The organism is Streptomyces sp. NBC_00433, assembly GCA_036015235.1.
GTDB lineage: Bacteria > Actinomycetota > Actinomycetes > Streptomycetales > Streptomycetaceae > Actinacidiphila.
The window spans coordinates 2,872,803-2,896,869 of record CP107926.1; the positions used below are offsets into that span (position 1 = coordinate 2,872,803).

16 protein-coding genes and 2 pseudogenes are annotated in these 24,067 nt (G+C 72.9%); 4 read left to right on the top strand and 14 right to left on the bottom strand.

The window, feature by feature from the left end:
- The first annotated feature begins 48 nt into the window (after positions 1-48).
- Together OG900_11895 and OG900_11900 are read left to right on the top strand one after the other, a co-directional pair.
- Positions 49-1,041 carry an aldo/keto reductase gene (locus OG900_11895; protein ID WUH95719.1) on the top strand — a complete coding sequence of 331 codons (993 nt, stop codon included), beginning with the start codon at positions 49-51 and terminating at the stop codon, positions 1,039-1,041.
- A 486-nt stretch (positions 1,042-1,527) separates the two neighbouring features.
- Positions 1,528-2,733, top strand: coding sequence for a PQQ-dependent sugar dehydrogenase (locus tag OG900_11900; protein ID WUH90729.1), 1,206 nt, complete (start codon positions 1,528-1,530; stop codon positions 2,731-2,733).
- A gap of 13 nt (positions 2,734-2,746) precedes the next feature.
- On the opposite strand, the pseudogene OG900_11905 reads toward OG900_11900, so the two are convergent.
- The 3 genes and pseudogenes from OG900_11905 to OG900_11915 form a co-directional block, all read right to left on the bottom strand.
- Positions 2,747-2,944 (bottom strand): annotated as a pseudogene (locus tag OG900_11905) (LuxR C-terminal-related transcriptional regulator).
- Between the two features lie 2,301 nt (positions 2,945-5,245).
- Positions 5,246-5,788 (bottom strand): annotated as a pseudogene (locus OG900_11910) (ATP-binding protein).
- Positions 5,789-5,880: 92 nt separating this feature from the next.
- Complete coding sequence (locus tag OG900_11915) at positions 5,881-6,096, bottom strand: hypothetical protein (GenBank protein ID WUH90730.1); 216 nt, start codon at positions 6,094-6,096, stop codon at positions 5,881-5,883.
- A gap of 328 nt (positions 6,097-6,424) precedes the next feature.
- Here OG900_11915 and OG900_11920 point away from each other — a divergent pair, with 328 nt between their 5' ends.
- Positions 6,425-8,005 carry a protein kinase gene (locus OG900_11920; GenBank protein ID WUH90731.1) on the top strand — a complete coding sequence of 527 codons (1,581 nt, stop codon included), beginning with the start codon at positions 6,425-6,427 and terminating at the stop codon, positions 8,003-8,005.
- Here the strand turns inward: OG900_11920 and OG900_11925 are convergent.
- From OG900_11925 to mnmA, 11 genes are all read right to left on the bottom strand, one after another.
- A complete protein-coding gene (locus tag OG900_11925; protein WUH90732.1) occupies positions 7,894-10,224 on the bottom strand; it encodes an MMPL family transporter in 2,331 nt (776 codons plus the stop codon). The genes OG900_11920 and OG900_11925 overlap by 112 nt on opposite strands.
- Before the next feature lie 179 nt (positions 10,225-10,403).
- Positions 10,404-11,912, bottom strand: a complete 1,509-nt coding sequence (gene gatB / locus OG900_11930; GenBank protein WUH90733.1) for an Asp-tRNA(Asn)/Glu-tRNA(Gln) amidotransferase subunit GatB — start codon at positions 11,910-11,912, stop codon at positions 10,404-10,406.
- Positions 11,913-11,935: 23 nt separating this feature from the next.
- Complete coding sequence (locus OG900_11935) at positions 11,936-12,166, bottom strand: hypothetical protein (GenBank protein ID WUH90734.1); 231 nt, start codon at positions 12,164-12,166, stop codon at positions 11,936-11,938.
- The gene (gene gatA / locus OG900_11940; GenBank protein ID WUH90735.1) at positions 12,163-13,656 is read right to left on the bottom strand and encodes an Asp-tRNA(Asn)/Glu-tRNA(Gln) amidotransferase subunit GatA; all 1,494 of its coding nucleotides are present in this window, start codon (positions 13,654-13,656) and stop codon (positions 12,163-12,165) included. The genes OG900_11935 and gatA overlap by 4 nt, the downstream gene beginning before the upstream one ends.
- Positions 13,657-13,661: 5 nt before the next feature.
- Positions 13,662-13,958, bottom strand: a complete 297-nt coding sequence (gene gatC / locus OG900_11945; GenBank protein WUH90736.1) for an Asp-tRNA(Asn)/Glu-tRNA(Gln) amidotransferase subunit GatC — start codon at positions 13,956-13,958, stop codon at positions 13,662-13,664.
- Between the two features lie 478 nt (positions 13,959-14,436).
- Positions 14,437-16,671, bottom strand: coding sequence for a bifunctional diguanylate cyclase/phosphodiesterase (locus OG900_11950; protein WUH90737.1), 2,235 nt, complete (start codon positions 16,669-16,671; stop codon positions 14,437-14,439).
- A 217-nt stretch (positions 16,672-16,888) separates the two neighbouring features.
- Positions 16,889-19,126 (bottom strand): NAD-dependent DNA ligase LigA, encoded by a 2,238-nt coding sequence (gene ligA / locus OG900_11955; protein WUH90738.1) that lies wholly within the window; start codon positions 19,124-19,126, stop codon positions 16,889-16,891.
- A gap of 17 nt (positions 19,127-19,143) precedes the next feature.
- Complete coding sequence (locus tag OG900_11960; protein WUH90739.1) at positions 19,144-20,148, bottom strand: methionine synthase; 1,005 nt, start codon at positions 20,146-20,148, stop codon at positions 19,144-19,146.
- A gap of 297 nt (positions 20,149-20,445) precedes the next feature.
- Positions 20,446-21,144 (bottom strand): SDR family oxidoreductase, encoded by a 699-nt coding sequence (locus tag OG900_11965; GenBank protein ID WUH90740.1) that lies wholly within the window; start codon positions 21,142-21,144, stop codon positions 20,446-20,448.
- Positions 21,141-21,671 (bottom strand): TIGR00730 family Rossman fold protein, encoded by a 531-nt coding sequence (locus OG900_11970; GenBank protein WUH90741.1) that lies wholly within the window; start codon positions 21,669-21,671, stop codon positions 21,141-21,143. Before OG900_11970 ends, OG900_11965 begins: the two co-directional genes overlap by 4 nt.
- Entirely contained in the window at positions 21,668-22,825 is a 1,158-nt protein-coding gene (gene mnmA / locus OG900_11975) for a tRNA 2-thiouridine(34) synthase MnmA (protein WUH90742.1), read from the bottom strand. The genes OG900_11970 and mnmA overlap by 4 nt, the downstream gene beginning before the upstream one ends.
- Positions 22,826-23,039: 214 nt before the next feature.
- On the opposite strand from mnmA, the gene OG900_11980 reads away from it, so the two are divergent.
- Complete coding sequence (locus OG900_11980) at positions 23,040-23,900, top strand: thioesterase family protein (GenBank protein WUH90743.1); 861 nt, start codon at positions 23,040-23,042, stop codon at positions 23,898-23,900.
- Positions 23,901-24,067: the final 167 nt, after the last annotated feature.

Consider the following 24,067-nt stretch of genomic DNA (forward strand, 5'->3'; position numbering starts at 1 on the left):
GGTCAGGAGGCTATGGCACAGTGTTCCGTCTCAGGGGAGGTCGGCACGGTGGAGCGCAGGGCGGTCGGCGCGGCAGCACTGGCAGTGGGGGCGGTCGGGCTCGGCTGCATGCCCATGAGCTGGGCATACGCCGCCTCCCGGCAGGACGGCGAGGAATCGCTGCGGGCTGTGCACAGCGCCCTGGACCACGGCAGCACACTGCTGGACACCGCCGACATGTACGGGCCCTTCACCAACGAGCTGCTGCTCGGGCGGGTGCTGAGGGAACGGCGGCGGGACGCCTTCGTCGCCACCAAGTGCGGGCTGCTGGCCGGCGAGCAGCACATCGTGGCCAACGGCCGCCCCGCCTACGTCAGACGCGCCTGTGACGCGTCGCTGCGGCGCCTCCAGACCGACCGCATCGACCTCTACCAGCTGCACCGGGTCGACCCGGAAGTCCCCGTCGAGGAGACCTGGGGCGCGATGGCCGAACTCGTCACCGCCGGCAAGGTACGGGCACTCGGCCTGTGCGCGGTCGGCGCCCGCGGCCACCGCCGCACCGGCGCCGCCCTCCACGACGAGACGCTGCGCCAACTCGTACGCGCCCAGCAGGTCTTCCCGGTCAGCGCCGTCCAGGCCGAACTGTCCGTGTGGGCCCCGGAAGCGCTGGACGAGCTGCTGCCGTGGTGCACCGCGCACGGCGTCGGCTTCCTCGCGGCGATGCCGCTGGGCAACGGCTTCCTCACCGGGACGCTCACGCCCGGGGAGGGCTTCGAGCCGGACGATCTGCGGGCCAGGCATCCGCGGTTCACCGCCGAGATGATGGCGGCCAACCAGCCCATCGTCGCCGGGTTGCGCCGGGTGGCCGGCCGCCACGGGGCGACGCCCGCGCAGGTCGCCCTTGCCTGGGCTCTCGCCCAGGGGCCCGGGGTCGTCCCCATACCCGGGACCCGGTCCGCGCGGTGGGTCTCCGAGAACGCACACGCGTCAGGGCTGGCCCTGTCCGCGGCGGACCTCGCCGAGATCGCCACGCTTCCGCCTGCGCGGGGCTCCTGGGACTGACCTACGCCACTCCCGTGCCGGGGGCTTGAGCTGCTGCCCCTTGCGGTGCGCTGCTTGCCTGCGGCGCCGTCGTGGCTGTCGCGCAGTTCCCCGCGCCCCTTTTGGCCTGCGTCCCCCTGCGCCCAGCGTTTGTCCCTGGCAGGGGCTCTGCGCAGAGGGCAAGCGTTTTTCAGGGGCGCGGGGAACTGCGCGCCCCGCCGAAAAGGCGGGAAAGAAAGCAACGCCACAGCAAGTGGCACCCACCCAGGGGCGCGTGGGGGTACCCCCAGGCGAAGCTCTGGGGGAGAACTGCGCGACAAGCCCCCACCGGACCGCAAGTGTGCGAATCCGTAACAGCACCCCCGCAGGGAGTGGCGGGGAACGGCGCGACCAGCCCCCACGCAGTGGCACCGTGGAATCCGTAACAGCACCCCGCAGGGGAGGGTGCGGAGGGGTGGGGGGGTGTGATGTGCTGGGGGTCGGACGAGGGCGTCGGGAGGTCGGACGGTGGGTTCAGGGGTGTCGGGCGCGGCCCGTCGCGCGGTAGGGGGCGCGGCGGCCGTCGTAGTCGCCGCCGTGGTGCTCGGTGGCTGCAGCGACGGCAAACCGCTGGGGTCCAAGCCGTCCACGACGGCCCCGCACACGTCGGGCGCCCCGGCGGCCCCCCCGGCGTCCAGCGCGACGCCCACCCCCACCCCCACGCCGGCGGCTGCCAAGGGCACCGCGAAAGTCACCGGCACCCTCGCGACCAGGCTGGCGTCGCCGTGGGGTGTGGTGCAGCTCGCGGACGGGACGCTGCTCGTCGGCTCCCGGGACACCGGGAGGATCACCCGGGTCGACCCGGCCAAGAAGACGTCGACCGTCATCGGCACGGTCCCCGGTGTGGCCCATACGCAGGGCGGCGAGGCCGGCCTGCTCGGTCTGGCGCTCTCCCCGGACTTCGGCACCGACCACCTGCTCTACGCGTACTTCAGCACCGAGTCCGACAACCGCATCGCCCGTATGGACTTCGACCCGACGCGGTCGCCCGGCGACCAGCTGGGGGCGCCGGACACGGTCCTGCGGGGCGTCCCGACGGGTTCGATCCACAACGGCGGGCGGATCGCCTTCGGCCCCGACGGCATGCTCTACGCCGGGACCGGCGAGACGGGCCGGCGCGGGCTCGCCCAGGACATGTCGTCGCTGGGCGGCAAGATCCTGCGGATGACGCCCGACGGGCAGGTGCCCAAGGACAACCCGGTCTCCGGGTCCCTGGTCTACTCCCCCGGCCACCGCAATGTGCAGGGCCTCGCGTGGGACCCGCAGGGGCACCTGTGGGCCTCGGAATTCGGCCAGGACACCTGGGACGAGCTGAATCTCATCGAGCCGGGCAAGAACTACGGCTGGCCGGTGGTGGAGGGCACCGCGCACCGCGCGGGCTACGTCGACCCGGTCGCCCAGTGGCACACCGGCGAGGCCTCCCCCAGCGGTATCGCCTACGCGGCGGGCTCCATCTGGATGGCCTCGCTCAAGGGCGAGCGCCTCTGGCGTATCCCGCTGGACGGCACCAAGGCCGCCGCGGCGCCGCAGGCGTTCCTCACGGACACCTACGGGCGGCTCAGGACCGTGGTCGCGGTCGACGACCACACGATTCTGGTCAGCACCAGCAACACGGACGGGCGTGGCACGCCCAAGCCCGGCGACGACCGTGTCCTCCAGCTCCAGGTGAGCTGACCGGGCAGAGCGCTCAGGTCGCGGCGGCGAAGAGGCGGAGGCGGTGGGCCAGGGCGGCCGCCTCACCGCGGGTGGAGACGGTGAGCTTGGCCAGGATGTTGGAGACGTGCACGCTCGCCGTCTTGGGCGAGATGAACAGCTCCTCCGCGATCTGCCGGTTGGTGCGGCCGTCGGCGACGAGGCGCAGGACGTCCCGCTCGCGGGCGGTGAGGCCGAGGGAGTCGGCCGGGTCGACCGGGTCGGCGGGGGCCGCCGCGGCCGGGCCCGCGGGGGCGTCGAGCGGCAGCCGGGCGCGCTGCGCCAGCGCGGCGATGTCCGCCGCGAGGGGCTTCGCCCCGGCCGCAGAGGACACGTCGTGGGCCTGCGCGAGCAGGCAGCCCGCCGCGTCGCGGGCGTCGGGGCCGCGTGCGAGGAGTGCCTCGGCGTAGCGGTAGCGGACCGCGGCCAGCTCCGCGGGCCGCTCCTGCTCGGCGAAGGCGGCCTCCGCGGCGGCCCACAGCTCGGGTTCGTGCCGTCCCTCCGCGCGGGCCAGCTCGGCGTCGACGAGCAGGGCGTAGGCCTCGTGGAGCGGGGCGGGGCGGGGCAGTTCGCGGGCGGCGGTCCTGATCCGGTCGAGCACCTGGCCGCGGGCGGGGTCGCCGGTGAGCGGCCACGGCCCGTCGGCCTCGGCGGCGGCGCCGCGGGCGACGAGCGGCCAGGCGTAGCGGGCGGTGCCGTTGGGGAATCCGGCGTCGATGGCGGCGAGCAGGCGGCGCCGGGCCTCGTCGTAGCGCCCGTGGGCGACGGCGAGCCCGATGCCGAGGCCGCGCAGCGGGATCTGGTGCTGCGGCTGGGTGTCGTGGCGGAAGCCCTCAGCGGCCGAGGCGTGGTAGTTGACCGCGGCTTCGGTGTCGCCGACGGCCAGCGCCAGATAGCTCTGGTACATGTCCACGCTCGCGCACAGCAGCGGCCCTTCGACGGCCCGCCGGGCGGCGGTGAGCCGGTCCGCGGACTCCTCGTAGCGGCCGAGCATGAGCAGCGACTCGCCCTCGTTGGAGAGCAGCCACGCCCTGGTGGCGTTGACCACCTGGTCGCCGATGAGCGCCAGGCCCTCGCCGCTGACGCGTACCGCCTCCGCGGAGCGGCCCGCGCCTTCCAGTACGGACGACAGGTTGCCGTAGGTGCGCGAGACGATCAGCGGGGCGCGCTGGTCGCTGACCAGCCGCCGCACCTCCTCGACCCCGGCGATGCCGCCGTCGATGTCGCCGCTGTCCGCCTGGAGCAGGCCAAGGGTGACGCGGGCGTGCAGCTCGATGTCGCGGGCGTCCGCGATCCTGGCCAGCTGGACCGCCTGCCCGGCGATGGCGATGCCCTCGGCGCCGGACTTGTGGACCATGATCCAGCCGGCGATCATCGCCAGCACCTCGGCATGCGTGGCGGACGGCGGCAGGCCGCGTACCAGCTCGCGGGCCCTGGCCAGCTCCTCCCAGCCGTCGCCGCGGCCGAGCACCTCCATGACCCTGGAGCGCTGCGCCCAGAACCAGGCGGCCCGCAGCGGGTCGGCGCTGCCGCTGCGCTCCATCAGCCGCAGCGCCCGCTTGGCCATGGTGTAGGCACGCTCGCGCTCGCCGCTGAGCCGGGCGGCGACGGTCAGCTCGGCGAGCAGGTCGACCAGGTCGAGCGGGGTGCCGGGGGCGCAGTCGCAGGGCGGATAGGCCTCGGTGTAGTCGGCGGGCCGCAGGCCGGCCCGGATGTTCTCGGGGACGTCGTCCCACAGTTCGAGTGCGCGCTCCAGCAACTGGTACTGCTCGGCGTAGGCATGCCGGTGCCTGGCCTCGACGGCGGCGCTGAGCACGGCGGGCAGCGCCCTGGCCGGGTCGTGCGCGGCGTACCAGAAGCTCGCCAGCCTGGCGGCCCGCTCGTCGGCCGGGACCAGCGCGGGGTCGGCCTCGACGGCCTCGGCATACCGCCGGTTGATACGGCTGCGCTCGCCCGGCAGCAGGTCGTCGCCGACCGCCTCGCGGACCAGCGAGTGCCGGAAGCGGTAGCCCTCGCCGCTGTCGGTCGGCAGCAGGAGGTTGGCGCCGACCGCGACCCGCAGCGCCGCCAGCAGGTCGTCCTCCGACAGCCCGGTGATGGCCTCAAGCAGGCGGTAGTCGACGCTGTTGCCGCCCTCGGCGACGAACTTCGCCACCCGCTGGGCGTCCTCGGACAGCGCCTCGACCCGCACCAGCAGCAGGTCGCGCAGCGAGTCGCTGAGCCCGGTCGCGCACCCGCGGCGCAGGCTGCAGGCCAGCTCCTCGACGAAGAAGGGATTGCCGTCGGAGCGCGCGAAGACCTGGTCGAGCACCAAGTCGTCCGGCTCGCCGGACATGATCGACGCCAGCTGGCTGCGGACCTCGGCGCGGCTGAAGCGCGACAGCTCGAAGCGCTCGACCCGGCGCAGCCGCTCGGTCTCCGCGAGGAAGGGCCGCAGCGGGTGCCTGCGGTGGATGTCGTCGGCGCGGTAGGTGGCCGCGATCAGCACGCGGCAGCGCTGGAGCGAGCGGAAGAGGTACGCGAGCAGCTCGCGGGTGGACCGGTCGGCCCAGTGCAGGTCCTCCACGACGACCACGATCGTACGGTCGGTGCCGAGCCGCTCCAGCAGGCGGGCGGTCAGCTCGAACAGCCTGACCCGGCCGTCCTCGTCGTTCGGCTCCCTGCGCGCGCCGTCCGTGCCCGCGAGCTCCGGCAGCAGCCGGGCCAGCTCGGCCTGCTGGCCGGCCGCGGCGGCCGTCAGCTCCGGGCCCAGGGTGCGGTACAGGTCGCGCAGCACAGCGGAGACCGGTGCGAAGGGGAGGCCGTCCGCACCGATCTCCACGCAGCCGCCGACAGCGGTCACCGCGCCCGCGGCGCGGGCAGCCGCCACGAACTCCTCGGTCAGCCGGGTCTTGCCGACCCCGGCCTCGCCGCCGATCAGCACCGCCTGCGACTCGCCCCCGTCCGCGTCGGCCAGCACCGAGGCAAGCCGTGCCAGCTCGGCGTCTCGGCCGATGAAGACGGGGCTGAGTGACTGGGTCTGCACGCTTCCGAGCATTTCACGCCTCATACCTGATGCGACACCGGTTACTCCGCGCTCCGTGCCCTGCGGGGCGGCGGCCCTGGGCGGGGCCGCCACCACCTCGGCGGTCATGCCGCGCTGTGCCGGTGCAGGGCGTGCCCCCTGGTGCGGGCGGGACTCTCCGTCACCTCGCCGTCGGTGCGTACCGCCGATCTGGCGGTGGAGCGGCGAGCCGCCGCGCGCCGCTCGGCCCGCGCCGCCTTGGCCTGCTGCGCCAGCCGCCATTCGTCGGCCGTGCGCTGGAGTTCGTCCCTGCGGGCCTGCTGCAGTTCGTACCCGAACATCGTTCTCTCCTGGTGTCTGGTGACGTTCTTTCCGATGCACTTAGCTTCGTCTCCCAGACCCCCTCGCCACATCGGGCACCTTCCCGAACTTGCCGCCGCGCGGTGCTTAGGGAGGAGGCCTCGCGGCCTCGGAGCGCCTTAGGCTGCGCCGCTGAAGGGGGTGCCGCCCAAGGCGGGTCGGCGGACGCCGCTCCGTCGTGGCTGGTCGCGCGGATAGCCGCGCGCCTAAGGCGGTGAGGCGGGCGTCCGCCTGCCGCTGGAGGTGCGAGGTGGCAGAATCAAGTCGGGCCAGGCGCGGGGGAATCGGCGGCCCGCCGGGAGGGGACTCGTGGAGAGCGGGCTGTACATCGGGCCGGACGGGGCGCCGGATCGGTACCGCCTGCTGCGGTCCATCGGGCGGGGTGGCGAGGCCGTGCTGTATCTCGCCGAGCTGGAGCTGGGCGGGGCGACCGAGCCGGTCGTGGTCAAGATGCTCGACGCCCAGCAGACCCTGGCGCCCGACCTCTTCGCGCGGGTCAGCGCGAAGTGGCGCGAGCAGGCCGAACTGCTGCGCTTCGTGCACCGGCCGGGCGTCGTCGGCATCAGGGAGCACTTCGAGGGGCCGTCCGCGCATCCGGGCGGGCGGTTGCCGGCCAGCGGCGGGCGGGCGCTGTATCTGGTGATGAACCATGTGCGGGGCCTCGACCTGCGCGACTGGCGGGCCGAGCGCACCCTGGAGGCCGCCGAGGAGCGCCGCGAGGCGGTGCGGTGCCTGGAGCAGCTGGCCGAGGTGCTCGACTGGCTGCACAGCGGTGCGGCCACGCCCTCGGGCCGCCGGGTGGTGCACGGCGACCTGTCGCCGGGCAATGTGATGGTCGACGGGCACGGCCAGGCGACGCTGGTGGACTTCGGGCTGAGCAAGCTGGCCGCCGACCACCGGACGGCCGAGGTGTGGTTCACGCCGGGTTTCGCGGCGCCCGAGGTCTTCGACGGGACCAGGACCCCGGCCACCGACCGCTACGCCTTCGGCGCGATCGCGTACTTCCTGCTCAGCGGCGATGCCCCGGCGCCGGTGCCGGAGACGCTGCGGGCGGCGCTGCTCGCGCTGCCGGCGCTCGCCGGGCTCGACGCGGGGCGGGCGGCCCGGGTGGCGTCGATCTTCGCCGCGGACCCGGACGCGCGGCCTGCCTCGCTGACCGGCTGGGTGCGCGAGCTGCGCTCGTACGTGGTGTCGGCGACCCGCCCGGAGCGGCCGCCCGCGCCCTTGCCACCGCCGCCCGTGCACGCGCCGCAGCCGGTGTTCCGTACGCCCGTGCCCGTCGTCGGGGCGCCGCCGGCCAGGCGGCCGGGGCGTACGGCTCGGGTCGTCCTGGCGGTGCTGGTGGCCGCGGCCCTGGTCGGGGGCGGCGCCGTCGCGGGGGCGGCGCTGTCAGGCGGGGACAAGGGCGGCTCCGCCGCGCAGGACTCCCCCGGCGGGCCGTCCGCGCACAGTCCGACGACCGGGCCGACCCGTACGGGTGACGGCACGGCCGCCTCGCCCGCCGGCGGAAAGTCGCTGACCGACCTCACGCCGACCGACGAGAGCCTGTTCACCCTGGAGAGCGGCACCGCGGCCGTCAACGGGGTGCGGTACAAGGACGTGCTGCGCACCTCGGACTGCTACGGCGGCTACGTCGAGTACAACCTCGGGAAGTCCTACGCGAAGCTCACCACGGTGATCGGCCTGGACGACAACAGCCCGAACGCCGGGATGACCTTCACGGTGCTCGCGGACGGCAAGCGGATCTTCCACGACCGGGCCGTCGTCGGCCCGCCCTTTCACCCGGTCTTCGACGTCTCCGGGGTGCTGCGGCTGCGCATCGAGTGGGGTCCTGACTCCGATTCGGCCTGCGGCATCGGGGTCCTGGCGGATCCGACGCTGACCTCCTGACCGTCGAACCGGCCGTCGAACCGATCGCCGGACTGAGGTTCGCCGAGCGCGATCCGCACCGGTACGGGCACGGGGTGGGCGGCGGCCGGCGCCTCGATGCTGATACGCGGCAGGCGGCGGTCCAGCCAGCCGGGCAGCCACCAGTTGGCGTCGCCCAGCACATGCATCAGCGCGGGCACCAGCAGCGTACGCAGCACGAAGGCGTCCAGGGCCACGGCGGCGGCCAGGCCGATGCCGAACATCGCTATCACCCGGTCGCCGCTGAGCACGAAGGCCAGGAAGACCGCGATCATGATCACCGCGGCCGAGGTGATCACCCGGCTGGTCTCGGCGAGGCCGACCCTGACCGCCCGGCAGTTGTCGCGGGTCTCGCGCCACTCCTCGTACATCCTGCTGACCAGGAAGACCTGGTAGTCCATGGACAGCCCGAAGAGCACCGAGACCATGATCACCGGCAGGAAGGGCTCGATCGGGCCCGCTCTGCCCAGGCCCAGCCATTCGCTGCCCCAGCCCCACTGGAAGATCGTGGTCACGACGCCGAAGGAGGAGGCGACCGCGGCGATGTTCATCACCGCGGCCTTGACGGGGATGCCGATCGAGCGGAAGGCGACGAGCAGCAGGACGCAGCCCAGGCCGACGACGCTGCCGACGAAGAGCGGGAGCTTGCCGATCACGACGGCGGCGAAGTCGTCGTAGCTGGCGGTGGGGCCGCCGACGTAGACCTTGAGCGCGCCGCCCTTCTCGGCCGCGGGCAGCACCTCGTGCCGCAGCCGGTCGACCAGTTGCGAGGTGTCGCGGGACTGCGGGGCGCTGTCGGGGACGACGGTGATCACACCGGTGCCGCCGGACAGCTCGACGGGGCTGACCGCGGCCACGCCCGGGGTGTCCCGCAGGATGCCGGGCAGGTGGTCGAGGGCGAGCCGGGACTGGGCGCCGTCGGTGGTGGCGACCAGGGTGAGCGGGCCGTTGGTACCGGGCCCGAAGCCGTCGGCGAGCAGGTCGTAGGCCTGCCGGGTGGTGGCCTTGGCGGGGCCGTTGCCCTGGTCCGAGGTGCCCAGGTGCAGGGTGAAGGTGGGCAGCGCCAGCACGATCATCACCACGGCGGCCAGGCAGCCCAGCAGCTTGGGGTGCCGTTCGACGAAGGCCGACCAGCGGGCGGCGAGCCCGGCGGGCTGCTCGGGCCGCGGGCCGTGCTCGGCCAGCGCGCGGCGTTCGCGGCGGCTGAGCGCCCGCGGGCCGATCAGCGCGAGCAGGGCCGGGAGCAGCGTGATGGAGGCCGCCACGGTGAGCAGTACGGTCAGCGCGGCGGCGACCGCGACACCGTTGAGGAAGCTCAGGTGCAGGATCAGCATGCCGAGCAGCGCCACGCAGACCGTGCCGCCGGCGAAGACCACCGCACGCCCGGTGGTGACCACCGCCTCCTGCGCGGCCTCGACGACGCTCAGGCCGCGTTTGAGGCCTCTGCGGTGGCGGCTGACGATGAAGAGGGCGTAGTCGATGCCGACGCCGAGCCCGATCAGCATGCCCAGCATGGGGGCGAAGTCGGCCACCGTCATGGCGTGGCCGAGCAGCACGATCGCCATGTACGCCGTCCCGCAGCCGACCAGTGCGGTCGCGATGGGCAGCAGCATGGCGGCGAAGGAGCCGAAGGCGATCAGCAGGACGACCGCGGCCACTGCCACGCCGACGATCTCGCTGAGGTGGGCGCCTGCGCTCTCGGTGCTGCCGACCGCCTGCCCGCCCAGTTCGACCTGGAGGTCGCCGCTCCGGGCCGCCTTGGCGGTGTCCACCAGGGCCTGGGCCTGCGCGACGGGAATGCTGTCGGCGTCCTGGGCGTAGCCGACCGTGGCGTAGGCGGTGTGCCCGTCGGGGCTGATCTGTGCCGCGCCCGCGGGGGCGTAGGGGCTGTCGACGGAGGCGACGCCGGGCAGGTGCCGGGCCTGGTCGAGGACCTTGGCCATGGTCTGCTCGACGGCGGCGGCGCGTACCGTGCCGTGGCCGGTGTGCCAGACGATGGTGTCGGTGTCGCCCGCCTGGTCGGGGAAGGACTCCCGCAGCAGGGTGCTGGCGTGTCCCGACTCGGTGCCGGGGGCCTCGTAGTGCCGGGAATATGCCGAGCCGGCGGCGCCTGCGGCCGCGGTCAGGCCGACCAGCACGGCGATCCACAGGAGCACGGCGGTGATGCGGTGGTGCAGACACCACCGTGCGAGTGCGGCCATGAACCAGCTGCTCCTGTGTGCTTGACGTTCGACCTACTGTCGCAGGAGAAAAAGATCCTTTGGGACTATCGTGCCCTTCCTCACAAGGGGTAAAAAAGAGATAAGGACGACACCCCCGAGTGGGGGTGCCGCCCTTCAACTCGCCGCTGCAAGGCGCCGGTGAGGCCGCTGGAAAAGGCTCAGCCCTGGACGCCGAGCTTCTCCAGGACCAGCTCGCGTACCCGCTTGGCGTCGGCCTGGCCGCGCGTGGCCTTCATCACCGCGCCGATCAGCGCCCCGGCCGCCGCCAGGTTGCCGCCGCGGATCTTGTCGGCGATCGCCGCGTTCGCCGCGATGGCCTCGTCCACTGCCGCGCCGAGCGCGCCGTCGTCGGAGACGACCTTCAGGCCGCGCCTGTCGACCACCTCGTCGGGGCCGCCCTCGCCGGCCAGCACGCCCTCGATGACCTGGCGGGCCAGCTTGTCGTTCAGGTCCCCGGCCGCGACCAGCGCCGAGACCCGGGCGACCTGCGCCGGGGTGATCGGCACCGCAGCCAGCTCGGCGCCGGTCTCGTTGGCGTGCCTGGCCAGCTCGCCCATCCACCACTTGCGGGCCGACGCGGCGTCCGCGCCCTCCGCCATGGTGGCCAGGATCAGGTCGAGCGCCCCCGCGTTGAGCACCGACTGCATCTCGTGGTCGGCGATGCCCCAGTCCTCCTGCAGCCGCTTGCGGCGCAGCCGCGGCAGCTCGGGAAGCCCGCCGCGCAGCTCCTCGACCCACTCGCGGGCCGGGGCGACCGGCACGAGGTCGGGCTCGGGGAAGTAGCGGTAGTCCTCCGCCTCCTCCTTGATACGCCCGGAGGTGGTCGACCCGTCCTCCTCGTGGAAGTGCCGGGTCTCCTGCACGATCGTGCCGCCGGAGGAGAGCACCGCGGCGTGCCGCTGGATCTCGAACCTGGCGGCCCGCTCGACGCTGCGCAGCGAGTTGACGTTCTTGGTCTCGCTGCGGGTGCCGAACTTCTCCCGGCCCAGCGGGCGCAGCGACAGGTTGACGTCGCAGCGCATCTGGCCCATCTCCATCCGGGCCTCTGACACCCCCAGCGCCTTGATCAGCTCGCGCAGCTCGGCGACGTAGGCCTTGGCGACCTCGGGGGCCCGCTCGCCCGCGCCCTCGATCGGCTTGGTGACGATCTCGATGAGCGGGATACCGGCCCGGTTGTAGTCGAGCAGCGAGTGCGAGGCGCCGTGGATACGGCCCGTCGCGCCGCCGACGTGGGTGGACTTGCCGGTGTCCTCCTCCATGTGGGCGCGCTCGATCTGCACCCGGAAGACCTCGCCGTCCTCCAGCTGGACGTCCAGATAGCCGTTGTAGGCGATCGGCTCGTCGTACTGCGAGGTCTGGAAGTTCTTCGGCATGTCCGGGTAGAAGTAGTTCTTCCGCGCGAAGCGGCACCACTGCGCGATCTCGCAGTTCAGCGCGAGGCCGATCTTGATCGCGGACTCCACGCCGATCGCGTTGACCACCGGCAGCGAACCGGGCAGGCCGAGGCAGGTGGGGCAGGTCTGCGAGTTGGGCTCGGCGCCCAGCTCGGTGGAGCAGCCGCAGAACATCTTCGTCCTCGTGCCCAGCTCGACATGGACCTCAAGGCCCATCACCGGGTCGTAGGACGCGAGCGCGTCCTCGTAGGACAGCAGATCCGTGACGGTCACAGTCGTTTCTTCCTCCCGCCCTGTCAGTCCGTCAGGGGGTTGTCGTCGCGGTCGCGCAGCTCGCGGACCAGCAGGGCCACCCCGGTGGCCACCGCGGCCACCCGGATCAGGCCGTCGATCAGCTGAAGGTTGTCGTGCTCGCCCCGCGCGTTGCGCACCTTCTTGACGTTGCTGAACGCGGCGAAAAGCGTGCTCCCGATGGCCAGGTACGTACCGGCCTTGCCCTTCTTCTTGCTCTTGTCCTTGGTGCTCACAGCTGGGGTGCCTCCTCAAGCAGCGGGTGGCCCCACTTCTTCACGAAGGCGGCCTCGACAGCGGCGCCGACCCGGTAGAGCCGGTCGTCCTTGAGCGCGGGGGCGATGATCTGCAGGCCCACCGGTAGACCGTCCTCCGGCGCCAGGCCGCAGGGCAGCGACATCGCCGCATTGCCCGCCAGGTTGACCGGGATGGTGCACAGGTCGACCAGGTACATGGCCAGCGGGTCGTCGACCCGCTCGCCGAGCGGGAAGGCGGTCGTCGGGGTGGTCGGCGAGACGAGCACGTCGACCGATTCGAAGGCTTTCTCGAAATCCCGGGTGATCAGGGTGCGGACCTTCTGCGCCGAGCCGTAGTAGGCGTCGTAGTAGCCCGAGCTCAGCGCATACGTGCCGAGGATGATCCGGCGCTTGACCTCGGCGCCGAAACCGGCGTCGCGGGTGAGCGCGGTGACCTCCTCGGCGGACTTCGTGCCGTCGTCGCCGACCCGCATGCCGTAGCGCATGGCGTCGAAGCGGGCCAGGTTGCTGGAGCACTCCGACGGCGCGATCAGGTAATACGCGGCCAGGGCGTAGACGAACGACGGGCAGGAGATTTCGACGACCTCCGCGCCCAGCTCGCGCAGCACCTCGACCGACTCGTTGAAGCGCTGCACCACGCCGGGCTGGTAGCCGTCGCCGCCCAGCTCCTTGACCACGCCGATCCGCATGCCGCTCACGTCGCCGCTGCGGGCCGCGTCGACCACCGGCGGCACGGGCGCGTCGATCGACGTCGAGTCCATCGGGTCGTGGCCGCCGATCGCCTCGTGCAGCAGCGCGGCGTCCAGCACCGTACGGGCGCACGGGCCGCCCTGGTCCAGCGACGAGGAGAAGGCGACCATGCCGTAGCGGGACACGCCGCCGTAGGTGGGCTTCACGCCGACCGTGCCGGTGACCGCGGCCGGCTGCCGGATCGAACCGCCGGTGTCGGTGCCGAGCGCCAGCGGCGCCTGGTACGACGCGAGCGCCGCGGCGCTGCCGCCGCCGGAGCCGCCCGGGATACGCGTCAGGTCCCACGGGTTGCCCGTCGGCCCGTACGCGCTGTTCTCGGTGGACGACCCCATGGCGAACTCGTCCATGTTGGTCTTGCCCAGGATCACCACGTCGGCGGCCTTCAGCCGCTTGGTCACCGTCGAGTCGTACGGCGGGATCCAGCCCTCGAGGATCTTCGAGCCGACCGTGGTCGGCACGCCCTCGGTCGTGAAGATGTCCTTCATCGCCAGCGGCACTCCGGCCAGCGGGCCCAGCGGCTCGCCGGCGGCCCGCTTGGCGTCCACCGCGCGGGCCTGCGCGAGCGCGCCCTCCCGGTCGACGTGCAGGAAGGCGTGCACCTTCTCGTCCACGGCCTCGATCCTGGCCAGGTGCGCCTCGGTGACCTCGACCGCCGTCAGCTCGCCCGACGCGATCTTCTCCGCCGTCTGCGCGGCGGTCAGCCTGATGATGTCCGTCATCGCGATCAGTCCTCCCCCAGGATCTGCGGCACCTTGAAGCGCTGCTGCTCCTGCGCGGGAGCCCCCGACAGCGCCTGCTGAGGGGTGAGCGACGGGCGGACGGTGTCCGGCCGCATCACATTGGTCAGCGGCAGCGGGTGCGAGGTCGGCGGTACGTCCTCGCCGGCCACCTCGGAGACGCGGGCGACCGCGCCGATGATGTCGTCAAGCTGTCCGGCGAAGTGGTCCAGCTCGTCCCCGGACAGTTCCAGACGTGCCAGCCGGCCGAGGTGAGCGACCTCCTCACGCGTGATGCCAGGCATGCGGTTTCGATCCTCTGCGGGGTGAGACGACGGTGGGCCCCAATCCTATGGGCCCCTACCCCCGGACCGCGAAACAGTTCCCCTCCGGGACGGCTCCCCTACGCGGGGGGGCGCCCCCCGGGGGGACGGCTCCCCGACGCGGGGGGTGCCCACCAGGGGCGCGGGGAACTGCGCGCTCAGCCCACCACCGGCCGGTGGTCCGGATACGACAGCAACAGCCCCTTCGGGCCGGTGACGACGTGCAGCCCGTCGACGGCTGGTCGCTCCGTTCTCCCCCAGAGCTTCGCCTGGGGGTACCCCCACGCGCCCCTGGGGGTGGTGGCGGTCCGTCGCCACACGACGGCGAGCGGTGGGTTACGCGCGCCCACGCGGCGCCAGCCGCACATCAGACACAGCCCCGCGCCTCTGGGGGGCACCCCCGGTGAAAGGGAGGGCGCGGAACCGGCGGGCCGCATGAAGCAGACCCGCCCTGGAAGGGCTAGGCCCGCTCGATGGCGGGGACGGTCGGCGGGACGGCGGGGGACTCCGCCGTGGGCGGAAGCGCGGGGAGGGGGCGCGCGGCGGCCGCCGGGAGGGCGCCGCGCTCACCTCGGGCGAGAAGCCACTTCGTGGCCTCGTCGGGCGGCATCGCGGCAGCGACGAGCCACCCCTGCACGGCGTCGCAGTGCAGGTCCCGCAGCCGCTCCCACGTCTCGTCGTCCTCGACGCCCTCGGCCACGACCGTCAGCCCGAGCGAGTGCGCGAGGTCGACGGTGCAGCGCACGATCTCCGCGTCCTCGGTGTCGACCACGAGCCGGGCGACGAAGGACCGGTCGATCTTGAGTTCGCTGACCGGCAGCCGCCGCAGATGCACCAGCGACGAATAGCCGGTGCCGAAGTCGTCGAGCGACATCTTCACGCCGTGCCCGGTGAGCCCGTTGAGCGTGTCCGCGGCGCGCTGCGGGTCTTCGAGCAGCACGTGCTCCGTTATCTCCAGCTGGAGCGACCCCGGTGGCACCTGGTGCCTGGCCAGCCTGGCGGCGACCGTGCCGGCGAAGCCGGGGCTGTGGACGTCGCGCGGCGAGACGTTGACGGCGACGGGCACGTCGAGGCCCATCCGGCGCCAGCGGGCGACCTGGGCCAGCGCCGTGTCCAGTACGTATTCGGTGAGCAGCGGCATCAGGCCGGACGTCTCGGCCATGGTGATGAATTCCTCGGGATTGACCCGGCCCCGCTCCGGGTGCTCCCAGCGGACCAGCGCCTCAAGGCCGACCACCCGGCCGTCGAAGCGGACCTTCGGCTGGTAGTGCAGCTCGACGTCGCCGGCGTCGAGCGCCCGGCGCAGGTCGCCGAGCAGGCCGAGCCGGTCGGGGGTGTTGCCGTCCCTGGCGGCCTCGTAGACCTCGACCCCGCTGCGGTCCCGCTTGGCCTGATACATCGCCACGTCGGCCCGCCGCAGCAGCCCTTCAGCGTCCAGCGCGTGGTCGGGGAAGACCGCGACACCCGCGCTGGCCTCCAGGACCAGGGACAGCCCGTCGAGGCTGAGCGGTGAGGCGAGGGCCGCGACCAGGGTCCTGGCGATCCGCTGGGCTCGGGTCGGCGAGTCGCAGCCGGGCAGCAGCACGGCGAATTCGTCGCCGCCGAGCCTGGCCGCCTCGGCGCCGCGCGGCAGCGCGAGCCGCAGCCGGTCGGCCACCTGGAGCAGCAGCCGGTCGCCGGCCAGGTGCCCGAGGGTGTCGTTGACGGAGCGGAACTTGTCCAGGTCGATCAGGATCAGCCCGACCCGCCCGCTGCCGGCGGGCGGATGCGTGCCGACGCCGCCGGTGGCGGCCAGGAAGCCGGGCTCGGCCCGCTCGTAGTCCTCCTGGGCGTCGTCCAGCGCGGTCCAGGCCCGCTCCAGCAGCCACTGGCGGTTGGGCAGCCCGGTGAGCGGGTCGCGCAGCTGCTCCTCGGCGCGGGCGTGCGCGATCCACAGCGTCGAGTCCAGGGCGATCAGCGGTACGGAGAACAGCGGCAGCAGCGCGGGCTTGTCGCAGGCGACGACCAGGATCAGCGGGGAGATGCCGAGCAGCGCCCCGCCGAACATGCCCTGCCGGATCAGCGACGACCTGGCCACCGTGGGCAGCCCGCCGCCTCGGGGTGCGAAGGCGCACCACAGCAGTGCGCGGGTGGCCGCCAGATACGTCAGCGCGACCAGGATGACGATCGGGACGGCGGTCATCGCCCAGTTGTCGGGGTCCCACGGGTGCTCGACGGTCGGATGGGTGCCGCACATCCTCAGCATCAGGGCGCCGGCCCCGATGCCGAGGATGTCGATGGAGCCGTAGAGCAGGGCCTGCCGCCAGCGGTGCCTGCGGGCGGCGCCGACCAGGGTCACCACGGCCAGGCTGACCAGGACGGCGGGCACCCAGCCGTGCACGATCAGCATGGCCAGGGTGAGTGCGGCGCCGGAGCCGGTGCCGCCCCACCAGCGGTCACGCCCCATCGCCACCAGGTGGCCGACGATGATGCCGGTGAGTAATGCGAAGCCCCAGCCCGCGGTGCCGCTGGGGAACAGCGCGTTGCCGTGGCCCAGCACCCGGATGACGCCGACCGCCAGGAGGACCGCGGCGGCCGGCGGTGCCGCGTTGCGCACCACCGATCGGGACAGCGACGGGGTGAGGACCGGGGGCGCGGGCGGGGTCGCGGGCGTGCTGCGCGGGGGCGCCGCTCCGGCACTCTCCGTCGGTCGCATGCCTGTCCCTCTCACAGCCGGGTGTGCAGGTCCACCGCGCCCCGCACGCGGTCGAGTTCCGCATGTGCTGCCGGAACGTTCTTCCCCGGCGGGCGCGCGTCTCAACACTAGGCCGCCTTGCGCCGTCCCGGGCACCGATCGGCCGGGGTTGCCCGAATGCGACCAGGCACATCGACGTATTCTGATATAGGCCGATCGGGTGACATCCTCGGGTCATTCAGTCGGATTCACCGTCCGCTTCCGGCCCGGGTGCGCCCTCGACGGGGGTGTCGGTTTCCACGGGATTCACCCTATTCATCCGAGCTGCCTCCGGGCCGTCCGCGAGCAGCACCGCGAAGCCGTCCTCGTCCAGAACAGGCACTTTCAGCTGTACGGCTTTGTCGAACTTGGAACCGGGGTTGTCACCGACGACCACGAAGTCCGTTTTCTTGGACACCGACCCGGTGACTTTCGCACCTTGGCTGCCCAACGCCTCTTTTGCGCCATCCCGGGTATATGTCGACAGCGTTCCGGTCACGACGACGGTCAGCCCTTCGAGTGGCCTCGGCCCCTCGTCCGAGCCCTCCTCGGTGAAGACGACCCCGGCCTCCCGCCACTTCCTGATGATCTCCAGGTGCCAGTCCTCGGCGAACCACTGCTTGACGGAGGCGGCGATCGTGGCGCCCACCCCGTCGACGGCGGCCAGCTCCTCCTCGGCCGCGTCCTTGATCCGGTCCAGGTCGCGGAATTCGCGGGCCAGCGCGGCGGCGGCGACCGGACCCACATGGCGGATGGACAGGCCGGTGATGATCCTGGCCAGCGGGCGCTCCCTGGCCGCGGCGATATTCTCCAGCATCGCCAGCGCGTTCTTCTTCGGCTCGCCCTTCTGGTTGGCGAAGAAGGTGACGATCTTCGGCTCGCCGGTCTCCGGGTCGCGCTTGGGCAGACCGGTGTCCTGGTCCAGGACGTGCGAGCGGATCGGCAGCAGCTGCTCGATCGTGAGGCCGAAAAGGTCGCCCTCGTCCTTCAGCGGCGGCTCGTGCGGCTCAAGGGGCTGGGTCAGCGCGGTGGCGGCGACATAGCCGAGCCCTTCGATGTCCAGGCTGCGGCGGCCCGCGAGGTAGAAGATCCGCTCGCGCAACTGGGCCGGGCAATACCGGGCGTTGGGACACCGCAGGTCGATGTCCCCCTCCTTCATGGGCTGCAGGGCGGTGCCGCAGTCCGGGCACTCGGCGGGCATCACGAACTCCCGCTCGGTGCCGTCCCGCAGGTCGGCCACCGGGCCCAGGATCTCCGGGATGACGTCACCGGCCTTGCGCAGCACCACGGTGTCGCCGATCAGGACGCCCTTCTTCTTGACCACGTCCTGGTTGTGCAGGGTCGCGAACTCCACCTCGGACCCGGCCACCGTCACCGGCTCCACCACGGCATACGGCGTGACCCGCCCGGTGCGGCCGACGCCGACCCGGATCTCCACCAGCTTGGTGTTGACCTCCTCCGGGGCGTACTTCCACGCGATGGCCCAGCGCGGGGCCCGGGAGGTCGAGCCGAGCCTGCCCTGGAGCGGGATCTCGTCGACCTTGACGACCACGCCGTCGATCTCGTGCTCGACGTCATGCCGGTGCTCGCCGTAGTAGGCGATGAAGTCCCGCACTTCGGCCAGCGAGTCGACCACCTTGTTGTAGCGGGCGGTGGGCAGGCCCCACTCGTGCAGCAGGCCGTAGGCGTGCGACTGGCAGTCGATGGCGAAGCCCTCGCGGGCGCCGATGCCGTGCACCACCATCCGCAGTGGGCGCGACGCGGTGATCCGCGGGTCCTTCTGGCGCAGCGAACCGGCGGCCGCATTGCGCGGGTTGGCGAACGGCTTGTCCCCGTTCTCCACCAGCCGGGCGTTCAGCTCCTCGAACTTCTCGCCGGGGAAGTAGACCTCGCCGCGGATCTCCACCAGCTCGGGCACCCGGTCGCCCGCCAGCCGGTCGGGGATGTCGGCGATCGTGCGGACATTGGGCGTGATGTCCTCGCCGGTCCGCCCGTCGCCGCGGGTCGCCGCACGGGTCAGCCGGCCGCGCTCATAGGTCAGGTTGACGGCCAGGCCGTCCACCTTCAGCTCGCACAGGAAGTGGTAGGGACTCCGCTCGTTGTCCGGGGCACCCAGCTCGGCGGCGACCCGGTCGGCCCAGGTGTCCAACTCCTCGTCGCTGAAGGCGTTGTCCAGCGACAGCAGGCGCTCGCGGTGCTGCACGGAGGCGAACTCCGTCTCGTACGCCCCCGCCACTTTCTGGGTGGGCGAGTCCGGGGTGCGCAGGCCCGGGTGCCGCTCCTCCAGGGCCTCCAGGCCGCGCAGCAGCTTGTCGAACTCGGCGTCGCTGACGACCGGCGCGTCCTTGACGTAGTAACGGAAGCGGTGCTCCTCGACCTGCTCGGCAAGGCGAGCGTGCTCCTCGCGTGCCTCGGCAGGAATCTCCGTGTCCTCCACGACCCCGTCCTTCCTCACTACTCAGGGTTGTCGACGAGCGAGCGTGCCGCCTTCGCGCAATGCACGAGAGCCGCACGGGCATAGGCCGGCGAGGCCCCCGCCAGACCGCAGGACGGGGTGACGGCGACGGAGGACCCCAATGCCCCCGGTGCCAGCCCCAACCTGCGCCACAGCGCCCGAACACCACTTACGCTACCGGCAGGGTCTGACAATGGGGCATCCTTGCCGGCTACGACACCGGCGAACAGCGCGGTGCCCGCCTCCGCCGCCTCGCCGAACTCGTCCCAGTCACGCTCGGTGAGCAGATCCGCGTCGAAGGAGATGCCGGCCACGCCCGCCCTGCGCAGCAGCGCGAAGGGGACGTCGGGGGCGCAGGAGTGGACGGTGACGGGCACACCCGCCGCCCCGATCAGCTCGCGCAGCGCCGACTCGATCACCGCCCGGTCGACCGCGCGGTAGGTGCGGTAGCCGCTGGCGGTCCTGATCTGCCCGCGCAGCACCGGCGTCAGCGACGGCTCGTCCAACTGCAGCACGACCTGCGCGCCCGGCACCCGGCGGCGGACGTCGGCGAGGTGGTCGGTGAGGCCCTCGGTCAGCGAGGCCGCCAGGTCCCGGCAGGCGCCGGGGTCGCGCAGCGCGGCCTCGCCGTGCCGGGTCTCCACCGACGCGGCCAGGGTCCAGGGGCCGACCGCCTGGACCTTGAGCAGGCCCTGGTAGCCCTGGGTGAATTCCTCCAGGGCGTCCAGGTCCTCGCCCAGCCACGACCGGGCCCGCTTGGTGTCCCGCCCCGGGCGGTCGCCGAACCGCCAGCCGCTCGGTTCGACCCGGGCGTACATCTCGGCCAGCAGCCCCAGGCTGCGGCCGATCATGTCCGCACCGGGGCCGCGGGCGGGCAGTTCGGGGAGGAAGGCCATGCCCTGCGTCGCCTCGGTGGCGACCCGGGCGGCCTCGCGGGCGTCGCCGCCCGGCATGGAACCCACGCCGGTGGCGGTGGCCTCGGGGAGGTGCAAATCGTTGCTCACGCCGGAAGGGTAGCCGTACGCGCTCGCGCGCCCCCGATGTCGCCGGACCACCCGCCGGTGGGGGTTCTAGCCCTGCGGGCTGGGCCGTCCTGTCGTTGCGGGACCACCTGCCGGTGGGGCTGCTGCCCTGCGGGCTGCCTCGTCCTCTTGTTGCGGGACCTTCTCGCCGTGGGGGGTTGGCCGCGCAGTTCCTCGCGCCCCTCAACCCCTGGGGCTGGGCTGACCTATTTGTTGCGGGACCATCCGCCGGTCGGTGGTTGCTCGCGCCGTTCCTCGCACCCCTGGGGGCCTGGGCCCCTACAGGCCGGGGCGGAGGGTGAGGTCGGTCAGTTCGGCGTCGCGAGGGAGGTCGAGGGCGGTGAGGACGGTGGTGGCCACGGAGTCGGGGGCGATCCAGCGGGCCGGGTCGTAGGGCTTGCCCTCCTGCTGGTGGACCTTCTGCTGCATCGGGGTGGCGGTGCGGCTCGGGTAGACGGAGGTGACGCGGACGCCGGCGGCGTGCTCCTCCGCGCGGAGGGCGTCAGCCAGAGCGCGAAGGCCGAACTTGCTCGCGCCGTACGCGCTCCACTCGGCGCTGACGCTCAGGCCCGACGTGGAATTGACGAAGACGACGTGGCCGCGGGACAGCCGCAGTTGGGGCAGCAGCAGGCGGGTCAGCTCGGCCGGGCCCATCAGGTTGACGGCCAGCGTCTCCTGCCAGACCTTCGGGGTGAGGTCGCCGACCAGGCCCAGCTCGACGGTGCCTGCGATGTGCAGCAGCGAGTCGAGGCGGTCCGGCGGCGACTGGTGGCCCAGCGCCCAGGACAGCCGGGCGGGCTCGGCAAGGTCGCCGACCAGGGTGCGGGCACCGGAGTGGCGGTCCGCCAGCTCCCTGGCCCGCCCGGCGTCCCTGGCCAGCAGCCACACCTCGTCGCCGCGGTCGAGCAGCCGCTGTGCGACGGCGCTGCCGATACCGGACCCGGCACCGGTGACCACGTGGATGCGCGGACCGCTCACAGCTGCTCCCGGAGATACGCGAGGGCGTCGGCGCCGTCCGTGGCGAAGTGCACCAGCTCGGACAGCGGGAGGGGCAGGAAGCCCTCGGCGTCCATCCTGCGCAGCTGCAGTTCAAGACCGTCGTAGAAACCCGCGCTGTTGAGCAGGACCACCGGTTTGCCGTGCAGCCCGTGCTTCTTCAGCTCCAGGATCTCGGTGGCCTCGTCGAGCGTTCCGAGGCCATCGACCATCACCACGATGGCGTCGGAGCGCCGCAGCAGCTCGGCCTTGCGCTGCGCGAGGTCCGGCGCGATGACCATCTCGTCGGCATTGATGCGCGCCTTGTGGTGGAGGAAGGTCACCGAGACGCCCACCAGGCGGCCGCCGGCGGACTGGACGCTGTCGGCGACGACCTTCATCAGGCCGGTCTCGGACCCGCCCCACACCAGGGTGTGGCCGCCGTCGCCGAGCAGCTTGCCGAACTCGCGGGCCGGGCCTGTGTACTGGTCGCCGAGGTCGGCGGCGGACAGGAAGACACCGATGTTCATACGGTCACCGTGGGCTTCTGCTGATCGCGGGCGGCGGCCCGGTCGGTGGTGGCGATGGTCGCGGAGCCGACGACGCGCGTGCCGTCGTAGAGCACCACGGCCTGCCCGGGCGCGATGCCGCGCACGGGGGCGGAGAAGCTGACCCGCACCTCGCCGTCGAGGACTTCGGCGGTCACCGGCACGTCCTCGCCGTGGGCGCGCAACTGCGCCGTGTACGCGGCGGGGCCGGCCGGCGGGGTGCCGCACCAGCGGGGGCGGATCGCGGTGAGCGCGGTCACGTCCAGCGCCTCCGCGGGGCCGACGGTGACCGTGTTGTCGACCGGTGAGATGTCCAACACATAGCGGGGCTTGCCGTCGTCGGCGGGGATGCCGAGCCGCAGGCCCTTGCGCTGGCCGATGGTGAAGCCGAACGCGCCTTCGTGCGTGCCCACCCGGGCGCCGCTCTCGTCCACGATGGCGCCCTCGGCGCTGCCCAGGCTCTTCGCCAGGAAGCCCTGGGTGTCGCCGTCGGCGATGAAGCAGATGTCGTGGCTGTCGGGCTTCTTCGCCACGGCCAGGCCGCGGCGGGCGGCCTCGGCGCGGATCTCGTCCTTGGTGGTGAGGGTGTCGCCGAGCGGGAACATCGCGTGGGCCAACTGCCGCTCGTCGAGCACGCCGAGCACATACGACTGGTCCTTGGCCGCGTCGCTGGCCCGGTGCAGCTCGCGGGAGCCGTCCTCCCGGGTGACGACCGTCGCATAGTGCCCGGTGCAGACCGCGTCGAAGCCCAGCGCCAGCGCCTTGTCGAGCAGCGCGGCGAACTTGATCTTCTCGTTGCACCGCAGGCAGGGGTTGGGGGTGCGGCCCGCCGCGTATTCGGCGACGAAGTCCGCGACCACGTCCTCGCGGAAGCGCTCGGCGAGGTCCCACACATAGAAGGGGATGCCGATCACGTCGGCCGCGCGGCGGGCGTCGCGGGAGTCCTCCACCGTGCAGCAGCCGCGGGCGCCGGTCCTGAAGCTCTGCGGATTCGCCGACAGCGCCAGGTGGACCCCGGTCACGTCGTGCCCGGCCTCCGCGGCGCGGGCCGCGGCGACCGCGGAGTCGACGCCGCCGCTCATGGCGGCGAGCACGCGCAGCCGCTTGCGCTCTGGGGGATGGGGGAAGTCGTTCACCTGTCCAGGGTAACGGCCCGTCCGTGAGGGGCCGCCCGGTTATCCACAGGCGGCCGTCGGGGCGGTTGCCGCCGACCGCCGGGAGACCGCGGCAGCGGCGGGCGCGGGGAATCGGTGCGCCCGCCCGGAAGAGACAAGCGGACGCTCAGCGTTGCCGGAGCAGCGGCCCGAAGGGGCTGGACAACTGGCGACTACCGATGGGTAACATCGACTCATGGCATTTGCAGCGGCCCGTGCGGCCATCGGGGACAGCGAGTTCGACCGCGACACGGCGGTGGCGGCCAGGCCGGGCGAGCCCGGTACGTACGACAGCGAGCTGTCGGCGGGCTGGACGATCATCAGGGCCGTCAACGGCGGCTACCTGCTGGCCGTCGTCGGCCGCGCCCTGCGTGCCGCGCTGCCGCACCCCGACCCGATCACCATCACGGCGCACTATCTGACCGCGTCGGAGCCGGGTCCCGCGGTCATCAGGACCGAGACGGTGAGGGCCGGGCGCACCATGTCCACCGGGCAGGCGTCGCTCTACCAGCGCGACGAGGAGGGGCGCGAGGTCGAGCGCATCCGCGTCGTCGCCGGATACGGCGACCTCGCCGCGCTGCCCGACGACGTACGCACCGCGGCGACGCCGCCGACGATGCCGTCCTACGAGGACTGCGTCAGCTCGTCCGACGCACCCGCAGGGGGGCCCGTCACCGGTTCCACCGCGATCCTCGACCGGCTCGACCTGCGGCTCGACCCCGCCACCGCCGGCTGGGCCGTCGGCGCACCTTCCGGCGTCGGCGACATGCGCGGCTGGCTCGGCCTCGCCGACGGGCGCGACCACGACGCGGTGTCGATGCTGCTGGCGGTCGACGCGTTGCCGCCCACGGCGTTCGACCTGGGGCTCGCCGGGTGGGTCCCGACCGTCGAGCTGACCGTGCACCTGCGGTGCCAGCCGGCTCCCGGACCGGTGCGGGTCGCCCTGACGACCCGCAATCTGGCCGGCGGCCTGCTGGAGGAGGACGCGGAGGTCTGGGACTCCAAGGACCGGCTCGTGGCGCAGTCCCGCCAGCTGGCTCGCGCCCCGCGGCCATGACCCCTGGGGGTGGCCCGTGCCCCTTTGCCCGGGACCTTCTCCCGGTGAGGGGCTTGTCGCGCAGTTCCTCGCGCCCCTGAGGGGCTGCCCCTGGCCGTCCTTTTTGCTTGGCTGCAGCTGCGTCGTGGTTGCGCGCGCAGTTCCTCGCGCCCCTGAGGTAGTGGGCC

Bases quoted from the DNA above. Each gene is read 5' to 3' on its own strand.
- OG900_11915 (WUH90730.1), bottom strand. From the start codon at position 6,096: ATGTTCGGGTACGAACTGCAGCAGGCCCGCAGGGACGAACTCCAGCGC.
- OG900_11925 (WUH90732.1), bottom strand. From the start codon at position 10,224: ATGGCCGCACTCGCACGGTGGTGTCTGCACCACCGCATCACCGCCGTG.
- gatA (WUH90735.1), bottom strand. From the start codon at position 13,656: ATGACGGACATCATCAGGCTGACCGCCGCGCAGACGGCGGAGAAGATC.
- gatC (WUH90736.1), bottom strand. From the start codon at position 13,958: ATGCCTGGCATCACGCGTGAGGAGGTCGCTCACCTCGGCCGGCTGGCA.
- OG900_11950 (WUH90737.1), bottom strand. From the start codon at position 16,671: ATGCGACCGACGGAGAGTGCCGGAGCGGCGCCCCCGCGCAGCACGCCC.
- OG900_11970 (WUH90741.1), bottom strand. From the start codon at position 21,671: ATGAACATCGGTGTCTTCCTGTCCGCCGCCGACCTCGGCGACCAGTAC.
- OG900_11980 (WUH90743.1), top strand. From the start codon at position 23,040: ATGGCATTTGCAGCGGCCCGTGCGGCCATCGGGGACAGCGAGTTCGAC.